The organism is Fulvivirga sediminis, from assembly GCF_016757215.1.
Lineage (GTDB): Bacteria > Bacteroidota > Bacteroidia > Cytophagales > Cyclobacteriaceae > Fulvivirga > Fulvivirga sediminis.
Genome location: NZ_JAESIY010000001.1, coordinates 595563 through 614945, shown reverse-complemented (window position 1 = coordinate 614945; position 19383 = coordinate 595563). Strand labels below are relative to the sequence as shown.

At 37.2% G+C, this 19383-nt stretch carries 12 protein-coding genes; all 12 read left to right on the top strand.

Going from position 1 to position 19383, the window contains the following annotated elements:
• The first annotated feature begins 14 nt into the window (after positions 1-14).
• Entirely contained in the window at positions 15-1685 is a 1671-nt protein-coding gene (locus JL102_RS02735) for a tetratricopeptide repeat protein (protein ID WP_202242141.1), read from the top strand.
• Positions 1678-2433, top strand: coding sequence for a DUF4292 domain-containing protein (locus JL102_RS02730; protein WP_202242139.1), 756 nt, complete (start codon positions 1678-1680; stop codon positions 2431-2433). Before JL102_RS02735 ends, JL102_RS02730 begins: the two co-directional genes overlap by 8 nt.
• Positions 2420-3613 carry a murein hydrolase activator EnvC family protein gene (locus JL102_RS02725; RefSeq protein WP_202242137.1) on the top strand — a complete coding sequence of 398 codons (1194 nt, stop codon included), beginning with the start codon at positions 2420-2422 and terminating at the stop codon, positions 3611-3613. The genes JL102_RS02730 and JL102_RS02725 overlap by 14 nt, the downstream gene beginning before the upstream one ends.
• Before the next feature lie 184 nt (positions 3614-3797).
• Entirely contained in the window at positions 3798-4067 is a 270-nt protein-coding gene (locus JL102_RS02720; protein WP_202242135.1) for a Sec-independent protein translocase subunit TatA/TatB, read from the top strand.
• A gap of 51 nt (positions 4068-4118) precedes the next feature.
• Positions 4119-5543, top strand: a complete 1425-nt coding sequence (gatA, locus tag JL102_RS02715; protein ID WP_202242133.1) for an Asp-tRNA(Asn)/Glu-tRNA(Gln) amidotransferase subunit GatA — start codon at positions 4119-4121, stop codon at positions 5541-5543.
• Positions 5540-7012, top strand: a complete 1473-nt coding sequence (locus tag JL102_RS02710) for a lytic transglycosylase domain-containing protein (RefSeq protein ID WP_237390316.1) — start codon at positions 5540-5542, stop codon at positions 7010-7012. Before gatA ends, JL102_RS02710 begins: the two co-directional genes overlap by 4 nt.
• Positions 7013-7172: 160 nt before the next feature.
• Positions 7173-8264 (top strand): DUF4837 family protein, encoded by a 1092-nt coding sequence (locus JL102_RS02705; protein WP_202242131.1) that lies wholly within the window; start codon positions 7173-7175, stop codon positions 8262-8264.
• Positions 8265-8395: 131 nt separating this feature from the next.
• The gene (locus JL102_RS02700) at positions 8396-10678 is read left to right on the top strand and encodes an NADP-dependent malic enzyme (RefSeq protein WP_202242129.1); all 2283 of its coding nucleotides are present in this window, start codon (positions 8396-8398) and stop codon (positions 10676-10678) included.
• On the top strand, positions 10675-11268 hold the full coding sequence (ruvA, locus tag JL102_RS02695) for a Holliday junction branch migration protein RuvA (RefSeq protein WP_202242128.1): 594 nt from the start codon (positions 10675-10677) through the stop codon (positions 11266-11268). Before JL102_RS02700 ends, ruvA begins: the two co-directional genes overlap by 4 nt.
• Positions 11269-11287: 19 nt before the next feature.
• Positions 11288-18505, top strand: coding sequence for a T9SS outer membrane translocon Sov/SprA (gene sov / locus JL102_RS02690; RefSeq protein ID WP_237390315.1), 7218 nt, complete (start codon positions 11288-11290; stop codon positions 18503-18505).
• 58 nt (positions 18506-18563) lie between these two features.
• The gene (gene gcvH, locus JL102_RS02685; RefSeq protein ID WP_202242127.1) at positions 18564-18941 is read left to right on the top strand and encodes a glycine cleavage system protein GcvH; all 378 of its coding nucleotides are present in this window, start codon (positions 18564-18566) and stop codon (positions 18939-18941) included.
• 3 nt (positions 18942-18944) lie between these two features.
• Entirely contained in the window at positions 18945-19310 is a 366-nt protein-coding gene (locus JL102_RS02680; protein WP_202242126.1) for a VanZ family protein, read from the top strand.
• Positions 19311-19383: the final 73 nt, after the last annotated feature.

Below are 19383 nucleotides of genomic sequence, written 5' to 3'. Positions count from 1 at the left end.
CTATTATAATTTTAATGGCCCCAGCCCACAGTATAGCTCAAAAGCAAAAAGGTAAAAACTCTGCATCAAAACTTAAAGATGCAGAGTACTACTTCACTGAAGGTGAAAAATATTTCATCCTTGAAGATTACTCCAAAGCACTGGTGCTTTTTCAAAAATCCTTAGATATAGCACCTGATAATGCCACTGTCCATTATAAAATGGCTCAAATCTATGCCGCTGGTCAAGAAATGGACAAGGCCCTTATAAACATCAAAAAAGCGCTAGAAAGTGAACCCAGCAACAAGTATTTTTATGTGCTGGCCGGTGAAATCTATACCCAGATAGGCGATTTCAAAAATGCCGCTGCTACCTATGAAGAGATGACCTCCTCAATAGAAAATACTGATCAGTACTTGTTTGAACTGGCTGCTATTTACCTTTATCAACAAGATTATGACAAAGCCGTAGAAGTTTATGATAGAATAGAAAAACACTATGGTCCTAATGAAGACGTCATTGGTCAAAAACAAAAAATTTATCTGAAGAATAACGACTTTGACCAAGCTCTACTAGAAGGACAAAAGCTTATAGACCTCTACCCTGAAGAAGAAGAATTTGTACTGAATCAGGCTGAGGTTTTACTGACGAATAACAAAAGCAAAGAAGCCCGAGCTCTACTGGAAAATTTCTCACAGGAAAACCCTGAAAACAGCATGAAGTCCAGATTAGTGCTTTCTGAACTTGACAGAAAAGAAGGTGATATGGAAGGAGCTATTAACAATATTGAAATAGCCTTTAAAGACCCCTCTCTTGATATTGAAGAAAAAATCCAAATTCTGGCAGAGTACAGAGTAACTATGACTCCAGAAGAATTGAAACACTCAGGAGTAAAACTAGCAGAATTATTAGTAGAGGCTCACCCAGAAATAGCGGATTCTCACATTATTTATGCAGATATACTGCAAACAGTAGGAGAATTAGCTAAGGCTAAAAACGCGTATTTAAAATCTTTAGAGCTAGACCAATCCAACTTCGCTGTATGGCAAAATGTATTACAAATATATAGTCAGCAAAATAAAACAGACAGTGTACTTATGCTATCCAATCAAGCTTTAGAGTTGTTTCCCAACCAAGGCTCACTATACTACTTCAATGGATATGCTAACCTGCGCAAGCAAAATTACCAAGAGGCTGTTTATGCATTAGAACAAGGAAAACGTCTCTCGAGCTCCAACCTATCATTAGTAAGTGCTTTCAATGCCATGCTCGGAGATGCCTATAACGGCACTGAGCAGTTTGCCAAATCAGATAAAGCCTACGAAGCGGCTCTAGATTTTGACCCTGAAAATTATGCTATATTAAACAACTATAGCTATTTTCTTGCTTTAAGGAAAGATAGACTAGAAGATGCCGAAAAAATGGCTGCAAAAACCGTAAAAAATAACCCTAACAATCCTACCTATTTAGACACTTATGCCTGGGTACTTTTTACCAATGGCAAATACAAAGAGGCTAAAAAAATCATAGAACAAGCAATAGACACGGGAGAAGTTACGGCTGTTTTTCATGAGCATTACGGAGATATACTCTATAAACTGGGGCAGATCGATGCCGCAGTAAAACAGTGGCAAAAAGCCAAAGAAATGAATCCAAAATCTGAACTAATAGATAAAAAGATTGCTGACAGAAAACTATATGAATAAATACTTTCCTCTAATCCTGATCGTAGGCCTACTGCTCATTGCATCGTGCAGCAAAAAAACAACCGGTATAAAATGGAATTTTCTGGATCGCAACAAGCTAGACATTCAACAAGTTGATTTTGAGTATTTCTCAGGCAAAGCTCGCATAGACTATAAGGATGAGAAAACCGACCTAAAAGCCAAAGCTAATATTCGTATAAGAAAAGATAGCGTTATATGGATTTCTTTCTCTGCTGTAGGCATACAAGGAGCCCGATGCCTCATCAATCAGGACTCGATCACTCTCATGAATATGATGAAAAAAGAATATTCTGTCTTTAACTATGACTCTTTAAGTAAGCAATTTAATTTTGAGATTAATTATGCCACGATTCAAGCCATCGTTCTGGGTAATTTAATAGTGCCTCGAAGCAAAAATGACGATGTAGAAAAAAACGAAGATTTCTATTTACTCAAACAAAAATTAGGGCCTATAGCTGTAGAAAACTATGTTAACCCTAAAACCATGAAAATAGAAAAGATACAAATGAAGGAAAAAGCATCAAAAAACTCTGCTGAAATGAAATATAGCGACTTTCAGATGCTAGAAAAACACGCGTTTCCTTATTCAGCATTAGTGTCAATTCTATATTCAACAAAAAAAGGCAGCTTAAAAACTGTCATAGAATTTGAATACAGCAAAGCAGAAATTGAAGACAAAGAACTCAAGTTTCCTTTTAGCATTCCAAAAAAGTATGAGCGCAAGTAAAAACCTGAGTCTAATTTTCGTATTCATCTTATTTTGCGGGATTTATCCTTCTTTCGGGCAAAAATCTAAAGCCCAGTTACAAAAAGAAAAACAGGAGAACCTGAAAAAAATAGAAGAAGCTGAAAAGATCCTGAAAGAAACCACAGGTAAAAAGCAAAATACGCTAGGTCAGCTCAATGCGCTTAACCAAAGGATCAAAACCCAAGAAGATCTCATCGGATCTATCAGAAAAGAAATTACCTTACTCACTGAAGAAATAGAAGAGAACAATCAGATTATTTCTTCTCTTGAGCAAGATCTAAAAAAGTTAAAAGAAGAATATGCAGCCATGGTGTATGCTGCACATAAGGCTAATCAGGGTTTTAACAAACTTACTTTTATTTTTTCGGCTAAGTCATTTAACCAGCTACTCATGCGCTTAAAGTATATGGAACAATACAGTGACGCAAGAAAAAACCAAGCAGAAGAAATAGTTAAAGTTCAGGAAACGCTAGGGGCTCAGGTTACAGTTATTAAAAGTAAAATGACCGAAAAGAATGATCTTTTAGCTGAGCAGCTAGAGGAAAATAAGAGCCTTTCTAACCTGAAGCAAAACCAAAACCAACTGGTTAAAAATCTTCAGCGCCAAGAAAACAAGTTAAAAGATGATCTTACAGAAAGAAGAGATGCTGTAGCTAGGCTAGACAAAATCATCAATGATATTATAAAAGAAGAAATGGCTAAGGCTAAAGTAGCAGAAAAGAAAGATTCTGAAGCTAGCCTTAAACTAGCCAACCAGTTTGCTGATAATAAATCTAAACTACCCTGGCCTGTATCTGGCTTCGTTTCTCAGAAATTTGGCAGGCAAAACCATCCCGTGTTAAAAAGCATAGTTCTTAACAATACCGGTATTTACATACAAACTAAAGAAAATGAAAAAGTAAAAACTGTATTTACAGGCGAAGTAAAAACCGTTGCTTTTGTTCCCTTAATAGGAAATACCGTAATCGTAACCCACGGAGGATATTTCACAGTTTACGCTGGCCTTAAAGATGTATTTGTGAAAAAAGGGCAAGAAATTTCTACCGGACAAGAGATCGGCACCATACTTACCAATAAAGATGGCGTTTCAGAACTACGTTTCGAAATATGGAAAAACTCTCAGGCCACAGATCCACAACAATGGCTAACCAGAAAATAAAAAACGAACTTTTTACTTATTAAATATCTTTTATAACAAACAAACGTTTTTTCACATGGAATATTTATGTATATCTTTGTGAGAGGCCTGATTTTGAATAGTCAAAAAACTAAGGCACACTGATTTATTGTATATCGGTGAATAAAAAAGCAGAAAAAAACATTTAATTTAAATAAATACGGAAATGAATAGCATGTTAGCATTTATGCCTGGAGGCTGGGAATGGGTAGTTATAATCCTGGTAGTATTAATATTTTTCGGTGCTAAGAAAATACCTGAATTAGCTCGTGGTCTTGGGCGTGGAATAAGAGAATTTAAAGATGCTACCAATGAGATCAAAAGAGACATTGATGACTCATCTAGAAGGGATGAAGAATACCGAAGAAGAGATGAAGAATATAGAAGGAGAGAAGAAGAAAAGCCTAGAGATATCCCTAAGGAAAATGTAAGGTAATTCATTTTCGTTTCAACTGATCTATTCAATCAAAAAGCTCAAAACAACCCTTTGGAACCATACACATCTTTAAATCTTATACGAGAAGATTTAAAATCAGGAAAAATTACGTGCTGTGAGCTGGTAGAGTATTATCTAAAAAACATTGAAGATCATAAGTATCTTAATGCCTTTTTAGAAGTATACACTGAAGAAGCTCAAGAAACAGCCAAAAAAGTAGATGTAAAAATAAAAGAAGGTACTGCAGGCCCTTTAGCTGGCTTAGTAGTATCTATCAAAGATGTTCTCTGCCATCTAGATCACGGCCTGCAGGCGTCCAGCAAGATCCTGGAAGGTTTCCAATCTCAGTTTAACGGTACCGCTGTACAAAGGCTTATAGATGCAGATGCTATCATTATAGGCAGAACCAATTGCGATGAATTTGCCATGGGATCTTCCAATGAAAATTCTGCTTTTGGCCCCGTATTAAATGCCATTGATAATGAACGCGTACCGGGTGGCTCATCCGGGGGAGCGGCAGTATCTGTTCAGGCAGATATGTGTCTTGTGGCTTTAGGCTCTGACACAGGAGGATCTGTAAGGCAACCAGCAGCTTTTTGTGGTGTAATAGGTCTTAAACCTACTTATTCAAGAATTTCAAGGCATGGGCTTATGGCCTATGCCTCCTCTTTTGACTGCATAGGCCTTCTAGCTAAAAATGTAGACAGCATAGCTGCTACGTTAGAAGTGATAGCTGGAAAAGATGATTATGACAGTACTGTATCTCAAAAGCCAGTACCTCATTATTCTCAAAATCTCACTCCAGACTCTGAATATAAAATAGCTTATATCAGAGAAACCATGGAAGCTGAAGGCATTAATGAAGAAGTTAAAGCTAAAACAGTAGAAGCAATTGAAAAACTGAAGAGCAATGGCCACCAAGTTGATGCTGTAGACTTCCCTCTTTTAGATTATCTACTGGCTACCTACTACATCCTCACCACTGCTGAAGCTAGCTCCAACCTATCTCGATATGATGGCGTAAAGTACGGGTTTAGAAGCCCTCATACCCACGATCTGGAATCTATGTATAAAAAAAGCAGAAGTGAAGGCTTTGGTCATGAAGTAAAAACGAGGATCATGCTTGGAACTTTTGTTCTTAGTGCTAGCTATTATGACGCTTATTACACTAAAGCGCAAAAAGTAAGAAGAATGATAAGAGATGAGACAAAAAAAATCTTATCTAAATATGACTTTATAGTGTTACCTACCTCCCCTACTACTGCATTTAAGTTAGGGGAACATAGCGAAGATCCCTTAGAAATGTACTTGGCTGACTTATTTACCGTTCAGTCATCAGTAAGCGGACTACCTACTATTTCCATTCCTAATGGAAAAGATAACGGTGGATTACCAATAGGTCTTCAGATAGTATCTGATGACTTTCAAGAAGAAAAAATACTAGCATTTTCAAACTATTTAATCAATCTCAATTGAGAAGTAATTTCACGGCACTATTATTATTTTTTTGTGCATCGTCTGTTTCATATGCTCAATATGACCCATCAGTTTTCGATGCTTCCATTTTTGATAGAACCATAAGTGTATCGCGAACTCCTGATAAAGAGGACAACTCCTCTATTGATCTAGCTATATTCGAGGCTGATTCACTTGATGATTACTATTTCCCCGAATCAGAATACGAATTCATTCCCGGAGAAGTAGATTTTGATGTCATCAAAGATCGGTTATCATGTATACAAAATAAGATTCCGTTACACTATAATGAAAGAGTTCATGCTTTTGTAAACTACTTTGCAGTGAAAGATCGTGAGTATACACGTATGATACTCAAAAGAAAAAACCTCTACTTCCCTCTTTTTGAAAAGTATTTGAAGAAGTATAATATGCCTGAAGAGCTAAAATACTTATCCGTAGTAGAATCTGGTCTTAACCCTACGGCCGTTTCTAGAGCTCAGGCAGTGGGCCTATGGCAGTTCATGTCATTTACAGGGAGACACTTTGGCTTACATCAGGACTGGTATATGGATGATCGAATGGATCCTGACAAATCTACAGAAGCAGCATGCAGATACCTGAAACAGCTATACAATATGTTTGACGATTGGGAATTAGCTATTGCCGCTTATAACACAGGACCAGGAAATGTACGTAAAGCCATTAGAAGATCTGGATATAAAGAAACGTTTTGGGAAATATACCCTTACCTCCATAGAGAAACCAGAGCTTATCTTCCCCAATTTATAGCTATTGATTATATTATGAGCTACGCTCATGAGCATAACTTTTTAGAAGATAACCTAGAGTATCAAATAGAATCTGACACATTAAATGTATCTAACTATTTACACTTTCAAACATTTGCGAATCAGGTTAATCTATGCTTAGATGATATCCAAAAGCTAAATCCAGGACTAAAACGAAATGTTATACCAGAAAATGCAAATAACTACCCGTTCAAAGTTCCTGCTGACATCAAGGCCGACTATATGAACAGCATGACCGCCATACTTGACTCAGCCTCAAAAGTTGGTAAAAAAGAATTAGAGTACCTGGCCAAAAACACTGTAGGTAGTACTTATGGTAGAGATAAGTTGGTATACAAAGTAAGGTATGGAGATGTGCTAGGTAAAATAGCTCAAAGGTATAATGTAAGAGTTAGTGACATCAAAAAATGGAACAACCTGCACAACAATAATATTCGCATCGGTCAGAGGTTAGCCATTTGGCAAAGTTCAGGGCATGCAGCTCCAGCTTCTTCTCACCGCACTTCGGTAGTAAGCACCAACGCTGATGGCTCAAAATTTTATGTAGTGCAACCAGGTGATACCCTCTGGGATATCTCCAGAAGGTTTAATAACCTTACTTTAGCTGAACTTAAACAAATAAATCAGCTAAAATCAAATGATATTAAACCAGGACAAAAACTTATTGTTAGCAAATAGAAGGGAGCTTCATTGTAATGAAATAGTAGGAAGCTTCCATCACTAACAAATATTATTATTTTTTATTTTATAGTGACGGAATCGCCCCGGGCGGGTTATTACTATAGGAAACAATGAATTAGGTACGGTCATTACCAGAGGCCGGAAACAAATATCAGCAATGAAAAATATCAGCTTAATAACCTTAATAATCTTGATTATTGCCGGATGCTCCGGTACAGGCAAAAAAAATAAAGGACTACTTCCTGATGCCAGCGGTGGTGCCGGTGAAATCATTATAGTAATGGATTCTGCCCAATGGAATGGAGAAGTAGGAGATGCCATCAAATCTACATTTAAGCAAGATGTACCCGGCCTTCCACGAGAAGAACAAATGTTTAAGATCAACCATGTTGATCCTAGAAAATTAACAAGCTTTTTGAAATCAGTTAGAAACTTGGTTTTTGTGATGACCACGGATGACAATAGTAGTGGGTCGAAAATATTAAGAAACTACTTTACTAAATCATCTCTGGATCGAATCAATAAAAATGAAGATCTTTTTATTCACACCGCTGAAGACGAATATGCTAAGGGGCAAGAAGTAATGTATCTCTTTGGTCAGACTAGTAAATTACTAGCTCAGCATATCAGAGAGAATAAAAATAGTCTTCAGAAATTCTTCAATAAGGCAGAAAAAGAAAGGCTATCAGAAACCTTATTTGCCAATTCTCCGAAGGGCCTTACTGAGCTATTAGAGAAAGAACATGGCTGCACTATGACACTGCCTTTTGCTTACAAGCTGGCTTTAAATGAAGATGGTTTTGTATGGTTCAGACAAATGAATGCTGAAAATGACAAAAATATTTTCATCAGTTATCGTCCCTATACCTCTGAGAATATTTTTCAGAAAGACCAACTTATTCAACTAAGAGATTCTATAGCTAAAAAGCAGCTTTTTGGAGATCCTGATGAACCTAATTCTCACCTAATAACTGAAACTAATGTATCTCAGGTTCCCGTTTTGGTAGAGCACCAAACCTTTAAAGGCAAATACGCCATGCAGATGAGAGGAATCTGGAGGACCAATAATGTAACTATGGGAGGTCCATTTATAAGCTATACCATCCTTGATGAGGAACGGAATCGGATTTACTATATTGAAGGATTTGTTTATAGCCCCGGAAAAAACCAACGTGAATTCATGAGAGAAATGGATGTTATTTTATCCACTTTTGACACAAAAGGCTCCGCTCAAGCTTCGGCTAAATAATCTTTCTTTTGTACCTTTAGAACAAAAAAACAATAATTATAAATATATTCTCTGAAGCATATCAACATGATATCATGTTGATATGCTTCAGAGAATATTATGCCTATTTTATACTTTGCTAATCAATACTTATGGCTATTAAAATAAGAAAAGAAGATGCGCTCAATTACCATTCTCAAAATCAGCCTGGTAAAATTGAGGTTGTACCTACAAAGTCACTTAGTTCGCAACTAGACCTAGCATTAGCTTACTCGCCAGGCGTGGCCGAACCCTGTAAAGAAATAGCTGCTAATAAAGATGATTCCTACAAATACACCGCTAAAGGGAACTTGGTAGGGGTTATTTCTAATGGTACAGCCGTTTTAGGACTTGGAAATATTGGTGCAGATGCCTCTAAACCTGTTATGGAAGGTAAAGGAGTGTTGTTTAAAAAATTTGCTGGTATAGATGTCTTTGACATTGAAATAAATGAAGAAGATCCTGATAAATTTATTGAAATAGTAAAATCTCTGGAGCCAACTTTTGGAGGGATTAATCTTGAAGACATTAAAGCTCCTGAAAGTTTCAAAATAGAGCAGGAACTTAGAAAGCAAATGAGCATTCCTGTAATGCATGACGATCAACATGGTACTGCTATCATTTCTGCCTCTGCCCTACTTAATGCTCTGGAAATCATCGATAAAAAAATTCAGGAGATTAAAATAGTAGTCAATGGAGCCGGAGCTGCTGCCATCGCTTGCGCAAAATTGTATATCTCTTTAGGAGCTACTAAGGAGAACATAATCATGTGTGATAGTAAAGGAGTGATTAACACTCGAAGAACAAATCTGGATGAAACAAAGGCCGCCTTTGCTATAGACACTGAAATAGATACGCTTCAAGAAGCTATGAAAGGAGCAGATATGTTTTTGGGCCTTTCTATTGGAGATATACTTACAGCTGAAGACCTAAAGGGCATGGCTGAAAATCCAATAGTATTTGCCTTGGCTAATCCCAACCCTGAAATTGCTTATGATTTAGCTATGAGCACTCGTAAGGACATCATCATGGCTACTGGTCGCTCAGATCATCCTAATCAGGTTAACAACGTATTGGGTTTCCCTTATATATTCAGAGGTGCGCTAGATGTTAGAGCAACTTCCATTAACGAAGAAATGAAGCTTGCGGCAGTTCATGCCATCGCTAATCTAGCCAAGCAGCCAGTCCCAGAACTAGTGAATAAGGCTTATGGAGATAATAAAATTCAATTTGGTAGAGAGTATTTAATACCTAAACCTTTAGACCCAAGACTTATTACTACTATATCTCCTGCTGTGGCTAAGGCCGCCGTTGAAACGGGTGTGGCTAGAACAGAAATTACAGACTGGGAAAATTATCATATTGAACTTCAGCAAAGAATAGGCATTGATGAAAAATTAATGTCCAGAATCATTAATAGAGCTAAAAAAGAGCCACAAAGAGTAGTTTTTGCTGAAGCCCATGATCTTAAAATATTGAAAGCTGCACAAATCTTACAAGATGAAAAAATTGCTTTCCCTATCTTATTAGGCAACCGTGAATCTATCCAAAAACTTATTGAAGAGCATAGTTTAGATTTACAAGAATCTACTATTATTGATACTGCTGAGGAAAAGGATAAAATTGAAAAATTTGCTGTTTCTTATTATGAAAAGAGAAAACGCAAGGGAGTTACATTAGCTGAGGCCAAAAAGCTAATGAAAGAAAGAAATATGTTTGGCTCTATGCTAGTGGAGCATAATGAGGCTGATGCCCTTATCTCAGGACTTACCAAAGATTACCCTAAAACCATCCTTCCTGCCTTACAGATTATAGGTATGGAAAAAGATGTAAAAAAAGTGGCAGGTATGTATATTATAGCAAACAAAAAAGGAACCTTTTTCTTTGCTGATACTACTGTAAACGTAGATCCTACTCCAGAAGAACTGGTAGACATAATTGGAATGACCGCTCGGGGCGTTAAATTCTTTGATATTGAACCAAGAGTAGCTGTACTATCATACTCCAACTTTGGCAGTAGCAAAGGTGATGTGCCAGACAAAGCAAAAAAGGCCGTACAACTAGCTAAAGAAAAATTCCCTGATTTAATTATTGATGGTGATATTCAGGCGAATGTGGCTATAGATAAAGAAATGCAGCAAAACAATTATCCTTTTAGTGCCTTGGCTGCAAAGGGGGCAAATACGCTGATATTCCCTAATCTGGCCTCAGGAAACATCGCTTATAAATTATTGATGGAAATAGGTGGCGCCGAAGCTATTGGACCGATTTTGTTGGGAATGAATAAACCTGTTCATATATTGCAGCTTGGCAGCTCTATCAGAGAAATAGTAAATATGGCTGCTATCGCAGTAGTTGATGCGCAGTTATACCATAAAAATAATCCCAAACAATGATCACCTATCTTAAGGGAAAATTAGTTTACAAAGATCCAACTTATGTTATTATAGATGTTAATGGAATTGGGTACCACGTGAATATTTCACTTGGTACCTACTCCAGCATTAAAGATGCAGAAAACATCTTACTCCACACTTACTTACATATAAAGGAAGACTCTCAGACCCTTTTTGGATTTGCCGATGACAATGATAAAAAAATGTTTTTGAACCTAATCTCTATTTCGGGAGTAGGGCCGAGTACAGGACTTATGATTCAGTCATCACTTTCTGCCTCAGAATTACAAGCTGCTATTGTAAATGAGGAGGTAAAAACTATTCAAGGAGTAAAAGGAATAGGAAGTAAAACTGCCCAGAGAATAATACTAGAGTTAAAGGATAAACTCAAAAAAGACACTTTAATTCAGGGATCTGAAAATTTAAAATCAGTATCACACAATACAGTCAGAGCTGAGGCGTTATCCGCCTTACTAACGCTTGGTATTAATAAAACTTCTGCTGAAAAAAGTATAGATCGCATCCTTAAAAATTCGAAAAATACAATTACATTGGAAGAATTAATCAAGCTTTCATTAAAAAACGCCTAGACTAAACCAACTTTCAGTTTTGATATTTAAGAGATTTCATAAGTCGCTCTTTGCTACATTATGTGCTTTTGTAATTTGGGTAGGACTAGACTATTCTGTTAGCTCTAAAGGTCTCAACTTTAGTTCCATAGAAAGTTTGGAATACTTACTACTTCAGGAGCAAGACACAACCGAACAAGATACTCTAAAACGGGACTCTGCCATTACAGCGCCGTACTCACCTTCCAGAAAGCCCAATTATGAGCCTCGGGATAGATACGGTGACCCTTTTAGTAATTCTACGAATTCTTCGCCTTTAATGTTACAAGATCCTGCCAGTTTACAGCTGGATGTAGACATAGATACAAGTATGAACTACACCATCTATGAAAAAATAGGAGATGTAAACTATAGGCCTACCTCTTCTATGACTTTTGAAGAGTTCAAACAGCATCAGGAAAAACAACAGCTAAAAGATTATTGGAAAAGTAGGTCTGAAGGACTAGACGGAGAGAGTGCTGTGAGCGGTAGAAGCTTAATTCCTCCAATCTATATCAGCCCTATCTTCGACAGAATATTCGGAGGTACTTACGTAGAAATAATACCAAGAGGTTTTGTTACTCTGGATTTTGGTGGCAGATGGCAAAGAATAAGTAATCCCAATATTCCGATAAGACAACAAAGAAGTGGGGGCTTTGAGTTTGACCAACAGATAAGCATGAACGTGGTAGGAAAAGTAGGTGAAAAACTACAAGTAACGGCCAACTTTGACAATAACAACTCCTTTGATTTTGAAAACAACCTAAAAGTTGAATATACTGGGTATGAAGAAGACATACTTCAAAAACTTGAAATCGGTAATGTAAGTTTACCCCTAAACAATAGCTTGATAAGCGGAGCTCAGAACTTGTTTGGTATAAAGGCTCAAATGCAATTTGGAGACCTCTATGTAACTACCGTAGCCTCTACTCAAAGAGGTAAATCAGAATCCATAACCATTGATGGTGGAGGTGCCCAAGGCCGAGAATTTGAAATACAAGGATCTAACTATGATGAAAACCGTCACTTCTTCCTAGGTCACTTTTTCCGTGATAATTACGAAAAATGGCTATCTACCATTCCTAACATAAACTCAGCAATAAATGTTACACGCGTAGAGGTATATGTAGTTAATACCAATAATAACACGCAAACTTTGCGAAATGTAGTAGGTCTAATGGATTTGGCAGAACCAAGCACAGAAAACCTATACAGAGATAGCTGGAGTAATGGTACCGTAACGGAAGCTAACTATAATGGAGCTAACAGCTTGTTTGAGACTTTATCAGGTATATCCAAAAGTGCTGACCAGGTAGATGGAGCCCTGCAAGGACTAGGATTAGAAGATGGTCTTGATTATGAAAAAATTAGCAGCGCACGTAAATTAGAACCGACAGAATACACTTATCATTCTAAACTGGGCTATATCACCCTAAACAGAAAATTACAAAATGATGAGGCTTTGGCGGTATCTTACCAGTATGGCTATAGAGGTCAAACTTATCAAGTAGGTGAGCTATCTCATGACTATAGCAACAGGCCTGAAAATAATGTTATCTTCCTTAAATTACTACGTCCAAAGAAAATAAGCATAACTGACCCGCAGAATAACCCTATACCTACATGGGACTTAATGATGAAAAACATCTATAATCTGAGTGGCACTAACATAGAGGAAGAGGGTTTTGAACTGAGAGTAATATACAGAGATGATAACACTGGTATTGACAACCCTCAACTTCAAGAAGGAGCTAAGGCTAGCCAAGATCCATTAATCAGGCTACTTAACCTTGACCGATTAAATCAAAATGAAGACCCTCAGCCTGACGGTAATTTTGATTATGTGGAAGATGTAACTATTGACTCTGAAAATGGCCTTATCATATTCCCTAACCTGCAACCTTTTGCTGATCCACTGAGAGAAGCTTTTGAAAGCGATCCTCCCGGCCGAAGACAGACTTTAATTGATAAGTATGTATATAATGAACTTTACGAGCAAACCAAAATTGATGCAGAACTAGTTTCCAATAAAAACAAATATGTAATTGTAGGAAAGTATCAGGCAGGATCTTCTACTGAAATAGTGATTCCAGGGTTTAACATCGCTGAAGGTTCTGTTAGAGTATATGCCGGAGGCTCCCCCCTTCAAGAAGGAGTAGATTATCAGGTAGATTATACTTTTGGAAAAGTAAATATTTTAAATGAAGGTGTACTTAATTCAGGAAAGCAGATTACTATTTCCTATGAAAAAGCAGATTTATTTAATTTTCAATCAAGAACTTTACTAGGTGCCCGCTTCGACTACAAGTTAGATGATGATATAACCTTAGGAGCCACCTTGCTCCACCTTAATGAAAGACCTCTTATCTCTAGAATAAGTGTAGGCAATGAACCCATTAGAAATACCAAATATGGTTTTGATGTAAACATTCAAAAAGAGTCTCGTTTTCTCACCAAAATGTTAGACAAGCTCCCTCTCATTCAAACCAAGGAACCTTCCAGCGTTTCTTTTAATGCAGAGTTTGCACAGTTAATACCAGGAACTTCTAACATAGTTGATGGTGAAGGCACCTCCTATATCGATGATTTTGAAAGTTCAGCCACACCATACTCTCTGAGTAACCCTAATACATGGAAACTAGCTGCCACACCTGAAACTGATGACAATAGGTTCTTCGGAGAATCAACAAATCTGGAAAATGGTTACAAAAGAGCTCGATTAGCTTGGTACACCATCGACAACCTATTTTACCGTAACGACAGAAGAAAGCCAAGTAACATCACTGATGAAGAGCTCAAGAACAATTATGTAAGGCAAGTTATTCCTCAAGAGATTTTTCCAAACAAAGATGCTAATGTCATTAACATTCAGCAGACTTTTGATTTAGCCTATTACCCGGCAGAAAGAGGGCAATACAACTTTAATAGCAACGAAACTGATAATAATGGAATATTCAATAATAACACCAGCATTAGGAACAACTGGGGAGGTATAACCAGCGCGATTAATACTGAAATAGATTTTGACAAAGCCAATATAGAGTACATCGAGTTCTGGTTAATGGACCCTTTCATAAACAATTCCAACGGAAATATCAATGACGGGAGAGGAAACAACAGGCCAAACACTACTGGTGGTGATATGTACTTTAACCTGGGAACTATTTCAGAGGATATAATTCCGGATAATAAGCATGGCTTTGAAAACGGTCTACCTGCTGATGGGTTTTCTCTTGAGGTACCTGAGGGTGTTGAAGAAATCAGCCCTTGGGGGTTCACTACTACTCAACAGTTTCTCACAAATGCTTTTGACAACTCAAAATCTGCAAGAGCCAATCAAGATGTTGGTCTAAATGGACTAAGCAGTGAAAAAGAAAGAAACTACCAGCAATACCCGCAAAAGTTCAGACAACTTGAAGACCCTGCCGGTGACAATTTTAAATATTTCTTAGGAGATGAATTAGATCAGAAAAATGCAGGTATACTCGAAAGATATAAAAGCTTTAACGGCATGGAAAACAACTCTCCGGTTGTTTCTAGCAGTAATGCTCTTTACACCGAATCTGGCTCTACCCTTCCTGACAATGAAGATCTTAATGGAGATAATACTTTAAATACGCTTGAAGAATATTATGAATACAAAGTAGACCTTGATCCAGGAAATTTAGAGAAAAACAACTACGTGGTAGATCAAGCCACTACAAATGATGGGGTTAAATGGTACCTGTTCCGAATTCCTATCAGACAATCTAACCTGAATAGCTATGGAAACATCTCAGGCTTTAAATCAATCAAATACATCAGAACATACCTAACTGATTGGCAAGAGCCCGTAGTGCTAAGAATGGTTAATTTCCGCTTTGTAGCCAGCCGCTGGAGAAGATACACTAACCCTATCGAAGATGCTGACTTTGGTACTATAGATGATAATAACCTCGGATATGATGACCTAACAGTATCAGTAGTAAATGTGGAAGAAAATGGAGCTGGAAGTATTAACACCTCTCCTTATGTAACTCCTCCAGGAATCAATAGAGATAGAGATAACACATCATCTGTGGAAAGAAGACTGAATGAGCAGGCATTACAACTTACTGTGGACGGTTTGGAAGATGGGCATGCTGCGGCTTCCTTTAAACAAGTGGCCTTTGACCTTATCAACTACGGTAGAATAAAAATGTTCTTACATGCCAACAGTGAAAATGCAGCCGATGATGAAGTCACCGCTTTTCTTAGACTAGGATCTGATGTAGACTCTAATTATTATGAGATAGAAGTTCCTCTTAAAATTTCAAATCCGTCATCTGCCGACCCTGAAGTAATATGGCCAAAGGCTAATGAAATAGATATGGACATGAATCAGCTGTACTCTCTAAAAGCCGATCGGGATGCCAATGGTATCAGTAAAAGGGAGTTATTCCCTCTAGATGGCCCCAGAGTAGTTGGTAATAATAGAATAAGACTACGTGGTAACCCTGATATGAGTGCTGTGACTTGGCTGACCATAGGAGTACGTAACCCAAAAGACAACGGGCAAACCAAAGACGTTATCGTTTGGGGTAATGAGCTACGTGTAACCGATTTCGACCGTACCAAAGGCTGGGCAGCAAATGCCACTTTAAACGCCAAGCTCGCTGACTTTGCAAATATAACAGCCACGGCACGTCATACTACTTTCGGCTTTGGCAGCATTCAGTCTAAAATTGCAGAAAGGACCAGAGAAGAAACTACCGCCTATGACGTATCTGCAAATGTAAATGTAGATAAGCTTCTGCCTGAACAATTAGGCCTAAAAATACCGATGTACGTCAGCTATGAAAAAACTACCATTAAGCCAAAATTTGATCCAGCTAACCCTGACATTACTTTAGAAGCCTCTTTACTCAACAAAAGTGTAGAAGAGAAGGCAGAATATGAAAGCATAGTTACAGACGTAACTACTAGAAAAAGTATCAACTTCACAAACGTAAGAAAGGTAAAAACTAACCCAGAAGCTAAAAAGAGGATTTATGATATAGAGAATTTATCTTTTAGCTATGCCTATAGCGAAATGCTAAGGCACAATTTTAACCTAAGGCAACAGCTTTACAAAAACTATAATGCAGCCATAGCCTATAACTATAGTACGCAATCCAAACCTTGGGAACCCTTTCAAAAAGTTAAATTCCTCGATAAGCCATACTTTCAGCTCATTAAAGATTTCAATATAAACTTCCTCCCAAGCAATATTGCCGTAAGGGGTGAACTCCAGCGTAGACTTGAAAAAACAGTTTATAGAAACAGCGAGAACGTATCTACTCAGACTAACTTTGAGAAATATTTTTACTTTAACAGAAGCTATAATTTACAGTGGGATCTTACTAAAAACCTCACGCTTGATTATAGTGCTCGAGCTGCCGCTGTTATTGATGAGCCGGACACAGACCCTAGAGGAGGCATCAGTGAATCTACCCGAAAGTTGATCACCGCCGATCAGTATCAGGATTCAATTATGACCAACCTGAAAAATCTGGGACGTTTGAAAAACTTTGATCAAAGTATTAGTGCCAATTATCATTTGCCTATAGACAAAATCCCTTTAACTGACTGGGTAGCTACAGACTACCAATATCAGGCTGGTTACTCATGGAAAGCAGGACCTCTATATACTGAACCTAAAGATCAAGCTCTAAACTTTGGAAACACCTTACAAAATAGCCGAGACAATACTGCAAGAGGAAAACTTGATCTGGTGAAATTATATAATAAAGTAGGCTTTCTTAAAAAAATCAATAGTCCTACCAGAAATACCAGAAGAAGTTCATTACGAAGAAACCAAGAACAGGATAGTACAGAGACTAAACAATCTGAAAATAAATTTGGTAAAGGTTTCTTAAGGATGCTCATGGCGGTAAGATCTATTAATGGAAGTTATACATTGAGAGAAGGCACCTTACTTCCTGGCTATACCGGCCGACCGTTTTTATTTGGCATGGACAGCAGCTTTAATGAGCCCGGCTGGGGTTTTATTTTAGGTTCGCAAGATCCATCTATCAGGTACCGACTGGCAAACCAAGGACTCATTACAAAAAACAATGAACTCACCGCGCCCTTCACTCAAACTAAAACCGTAGATTATAATATCAAGGCAAATGTAGAACCTTTTAAAGATCTAAAAATTCAACTTAACATCCAGAAAACAAAAAGTGCCTCATACCAGGAAATATTTCATATGAATGCTGACTCTACCATGTATGAAAGCATTGGTCAAACTAGAAGCGGAGCTTATTCCGTTTCCTTCTTAAGTATTGCCACTGCATTTAAAAAAGATGATAGCCGAAATAACTCACCTGTGTTTCAAGACTTTGAGAAATATAGATTTGAAATTTTAGATGAGTTTGAAAAAGAAACTGGGGTGAGGTACGATACTAATTCTCAAGATGTACTTATTCCTGCTTTTATTGCCGCATATTCAGGCAGAAGCCCTAGCAGCACCAGTTTGAGCCCATTCCCCAAAACACCGTTACCAAATTGGAGAATAGATTATGCCGGCCTAGGAAAGATTAAGGCATTATCTAAAATATTTCAATCAATCTCTATCACCCATGGCTACCAGTCGGACTACACCGTATCTAACTACAGCAGTGAAGTTTCCTATAATGATGGGATTGACCTAAACAATGACATTGAATCATATAACCGCACACAATTTGCTCGGCAAATCAACGGTGAATTCAATGCCATGTATTTCATAAACCAAGTAGTGATCCGAGAACAATTTGCTCCTTTAATAGGTATAAATGTTAGAACAAAAAGCAGGCTTTCAGTAAGGGCTGAATATAAAGTAGCAAGAGATGTGGCTTTACAACTAACCAATGCTCAGGTAACGGAAATGAAAAGCAATGATGTGGTACTAGAAGTAGGATTTACCAAAGCCAATTTTAAACTTCCATTTAAATCACAAGGCAGAGTTATCTCTTTAAAAAATGATCTTACATTCAGACTGAATGTAACCGTAAGAGATACAGAAACAATACAACGGAAAATAGATGAAGTAAATACAGTTACAGATGGTAACCTAAACTTTCAACTGAGACCAAATGTTAGTTACGTCCTTAATGAAAAGTTAAACATTCAATTTTATTTTGAAAGAAGCATTAATGAGCCTAAAATTTCCAGTACGTTCAGAAGAACAACTACCCGAGCAGGCTTTCAATTACGTTTTAGTTTAGCTCAGTAAAATTTTAGCATTACAAAATAAGGATGTATTTTTGGATCTTAACTTAATAAAGCAACTTATGAACATACCTGAATCATTAAAGTACACAAAAGACCACGAGTGGGTGAAAATCGAAGGCAATACTGCTACTGTGGGTATCACTGATTTTGCACAAGGCGAGTTGGGAGATATTGTTTATGTGGAAATTGAAACTGAAGGAGAAGAAGTAGAAAAAGGTGAAGTTTTTGGTACTGTAGAAGCTGTCAAAACTGTATCAGATCTCTTTATGCCAGTTAGTGGTACCGTAGAAGAAGTAAATTCAGAACTAGAATCAGCTCCTGAATTAGTAAATGAAGATCCTTACGAAAAGGGTTGGTTAATCAAAATAAAAATAACTGACGCAGATAGTTCAGAATTATTATCTGCAGACGAATACAAAGAAGTTATAGGAGGATAAGAAGTGAATATATACCTCATTGGAGCATTTCTATGGTCACTCCTGATTCTAGTACTTACACTTACTCCAGGTGAATCTGTTCCAGATGTAGGCCTTTTTGATTATGACAAACTAGGGCATGCCTTTATATTCTTTGTATTATCCTTTCTTTCCATAAATGGAATTTACAGGCATCCAAGATATAATGCCAAAGTCAATAAGGCCGTAATAATAGGGGTATTATTTTCTGCTTTTTATGGATTCACAATAGAACTTATTCAAAGTGTTATTCCTGGTAGATCTATGGAAGCAATGGATGCAATAGCTAATATTATTGGAGCTATTTTGGGATTATCTTTGTTCTACCTAATGAATAAGCTTAGAACATAAGTTATTAATAAATTTTATTTTGTATATTTGAGTAATACACTCATTAAATTTTTAACACGAAAAAGAGTAGATA

Bases quoted from the DNA above. Each gene is read 5' to 3' on its own strand.
- JL102_RS02720 (WP_202242135.1), top strand. From the start codon at position 3,798: ATGAATAGCATGTTAGCATTTATGCCTGGAGGCTGGGAATGGGTAGTT.
- JL102_RS02705 (WP_202242131.1), top strand. From the start codon at position 7,173: ATGAAAAATATCAGCTTAATAACCTTAATAATCTTGATTATTGCCGGA.
- JL102_RS02735 (WP_202242141.1), top strand. From the start codon at position 15: ATGGCCCCAGCCCACAGTATAGCTCAAAAGCAAAAAGGTAAAAACTCT.
- JL102_RS02700 (WP_202242129.1), top strand. From the start codon at position 8,396: ATGGCTATTAAAATAAGAAAAGAAGATGCGCTCAATTACCATTCTCAA.
- JL102_RS02725 (WP_202242137.1), top strand. From the start codon at position 2,420: ATGAGCGCAAGTAAAAACCTGAGTCTAATTTTCGTATTCATCTTATTT.
- gcvH (WP_202242127.1), top strand. From the start codon at position 18,564: ATGAACATACCTGAATCATTAAAGTACACAAAAGACCACGAGTGGGTG.
- JL102_RS02730 (WP_202242139.1), top strand. From the start codon at position 1,678: ATGAATAAATACTTTCCTCTAATCCTGATCGTAGGCCTACTGCTCATT.
- ruvA (WP_202242128.1), top strand. From the start codon at position 10,675: ATGATCACCTATCTTAAGGGAAAATTAGTTTACAAAGATCCAACTTAT.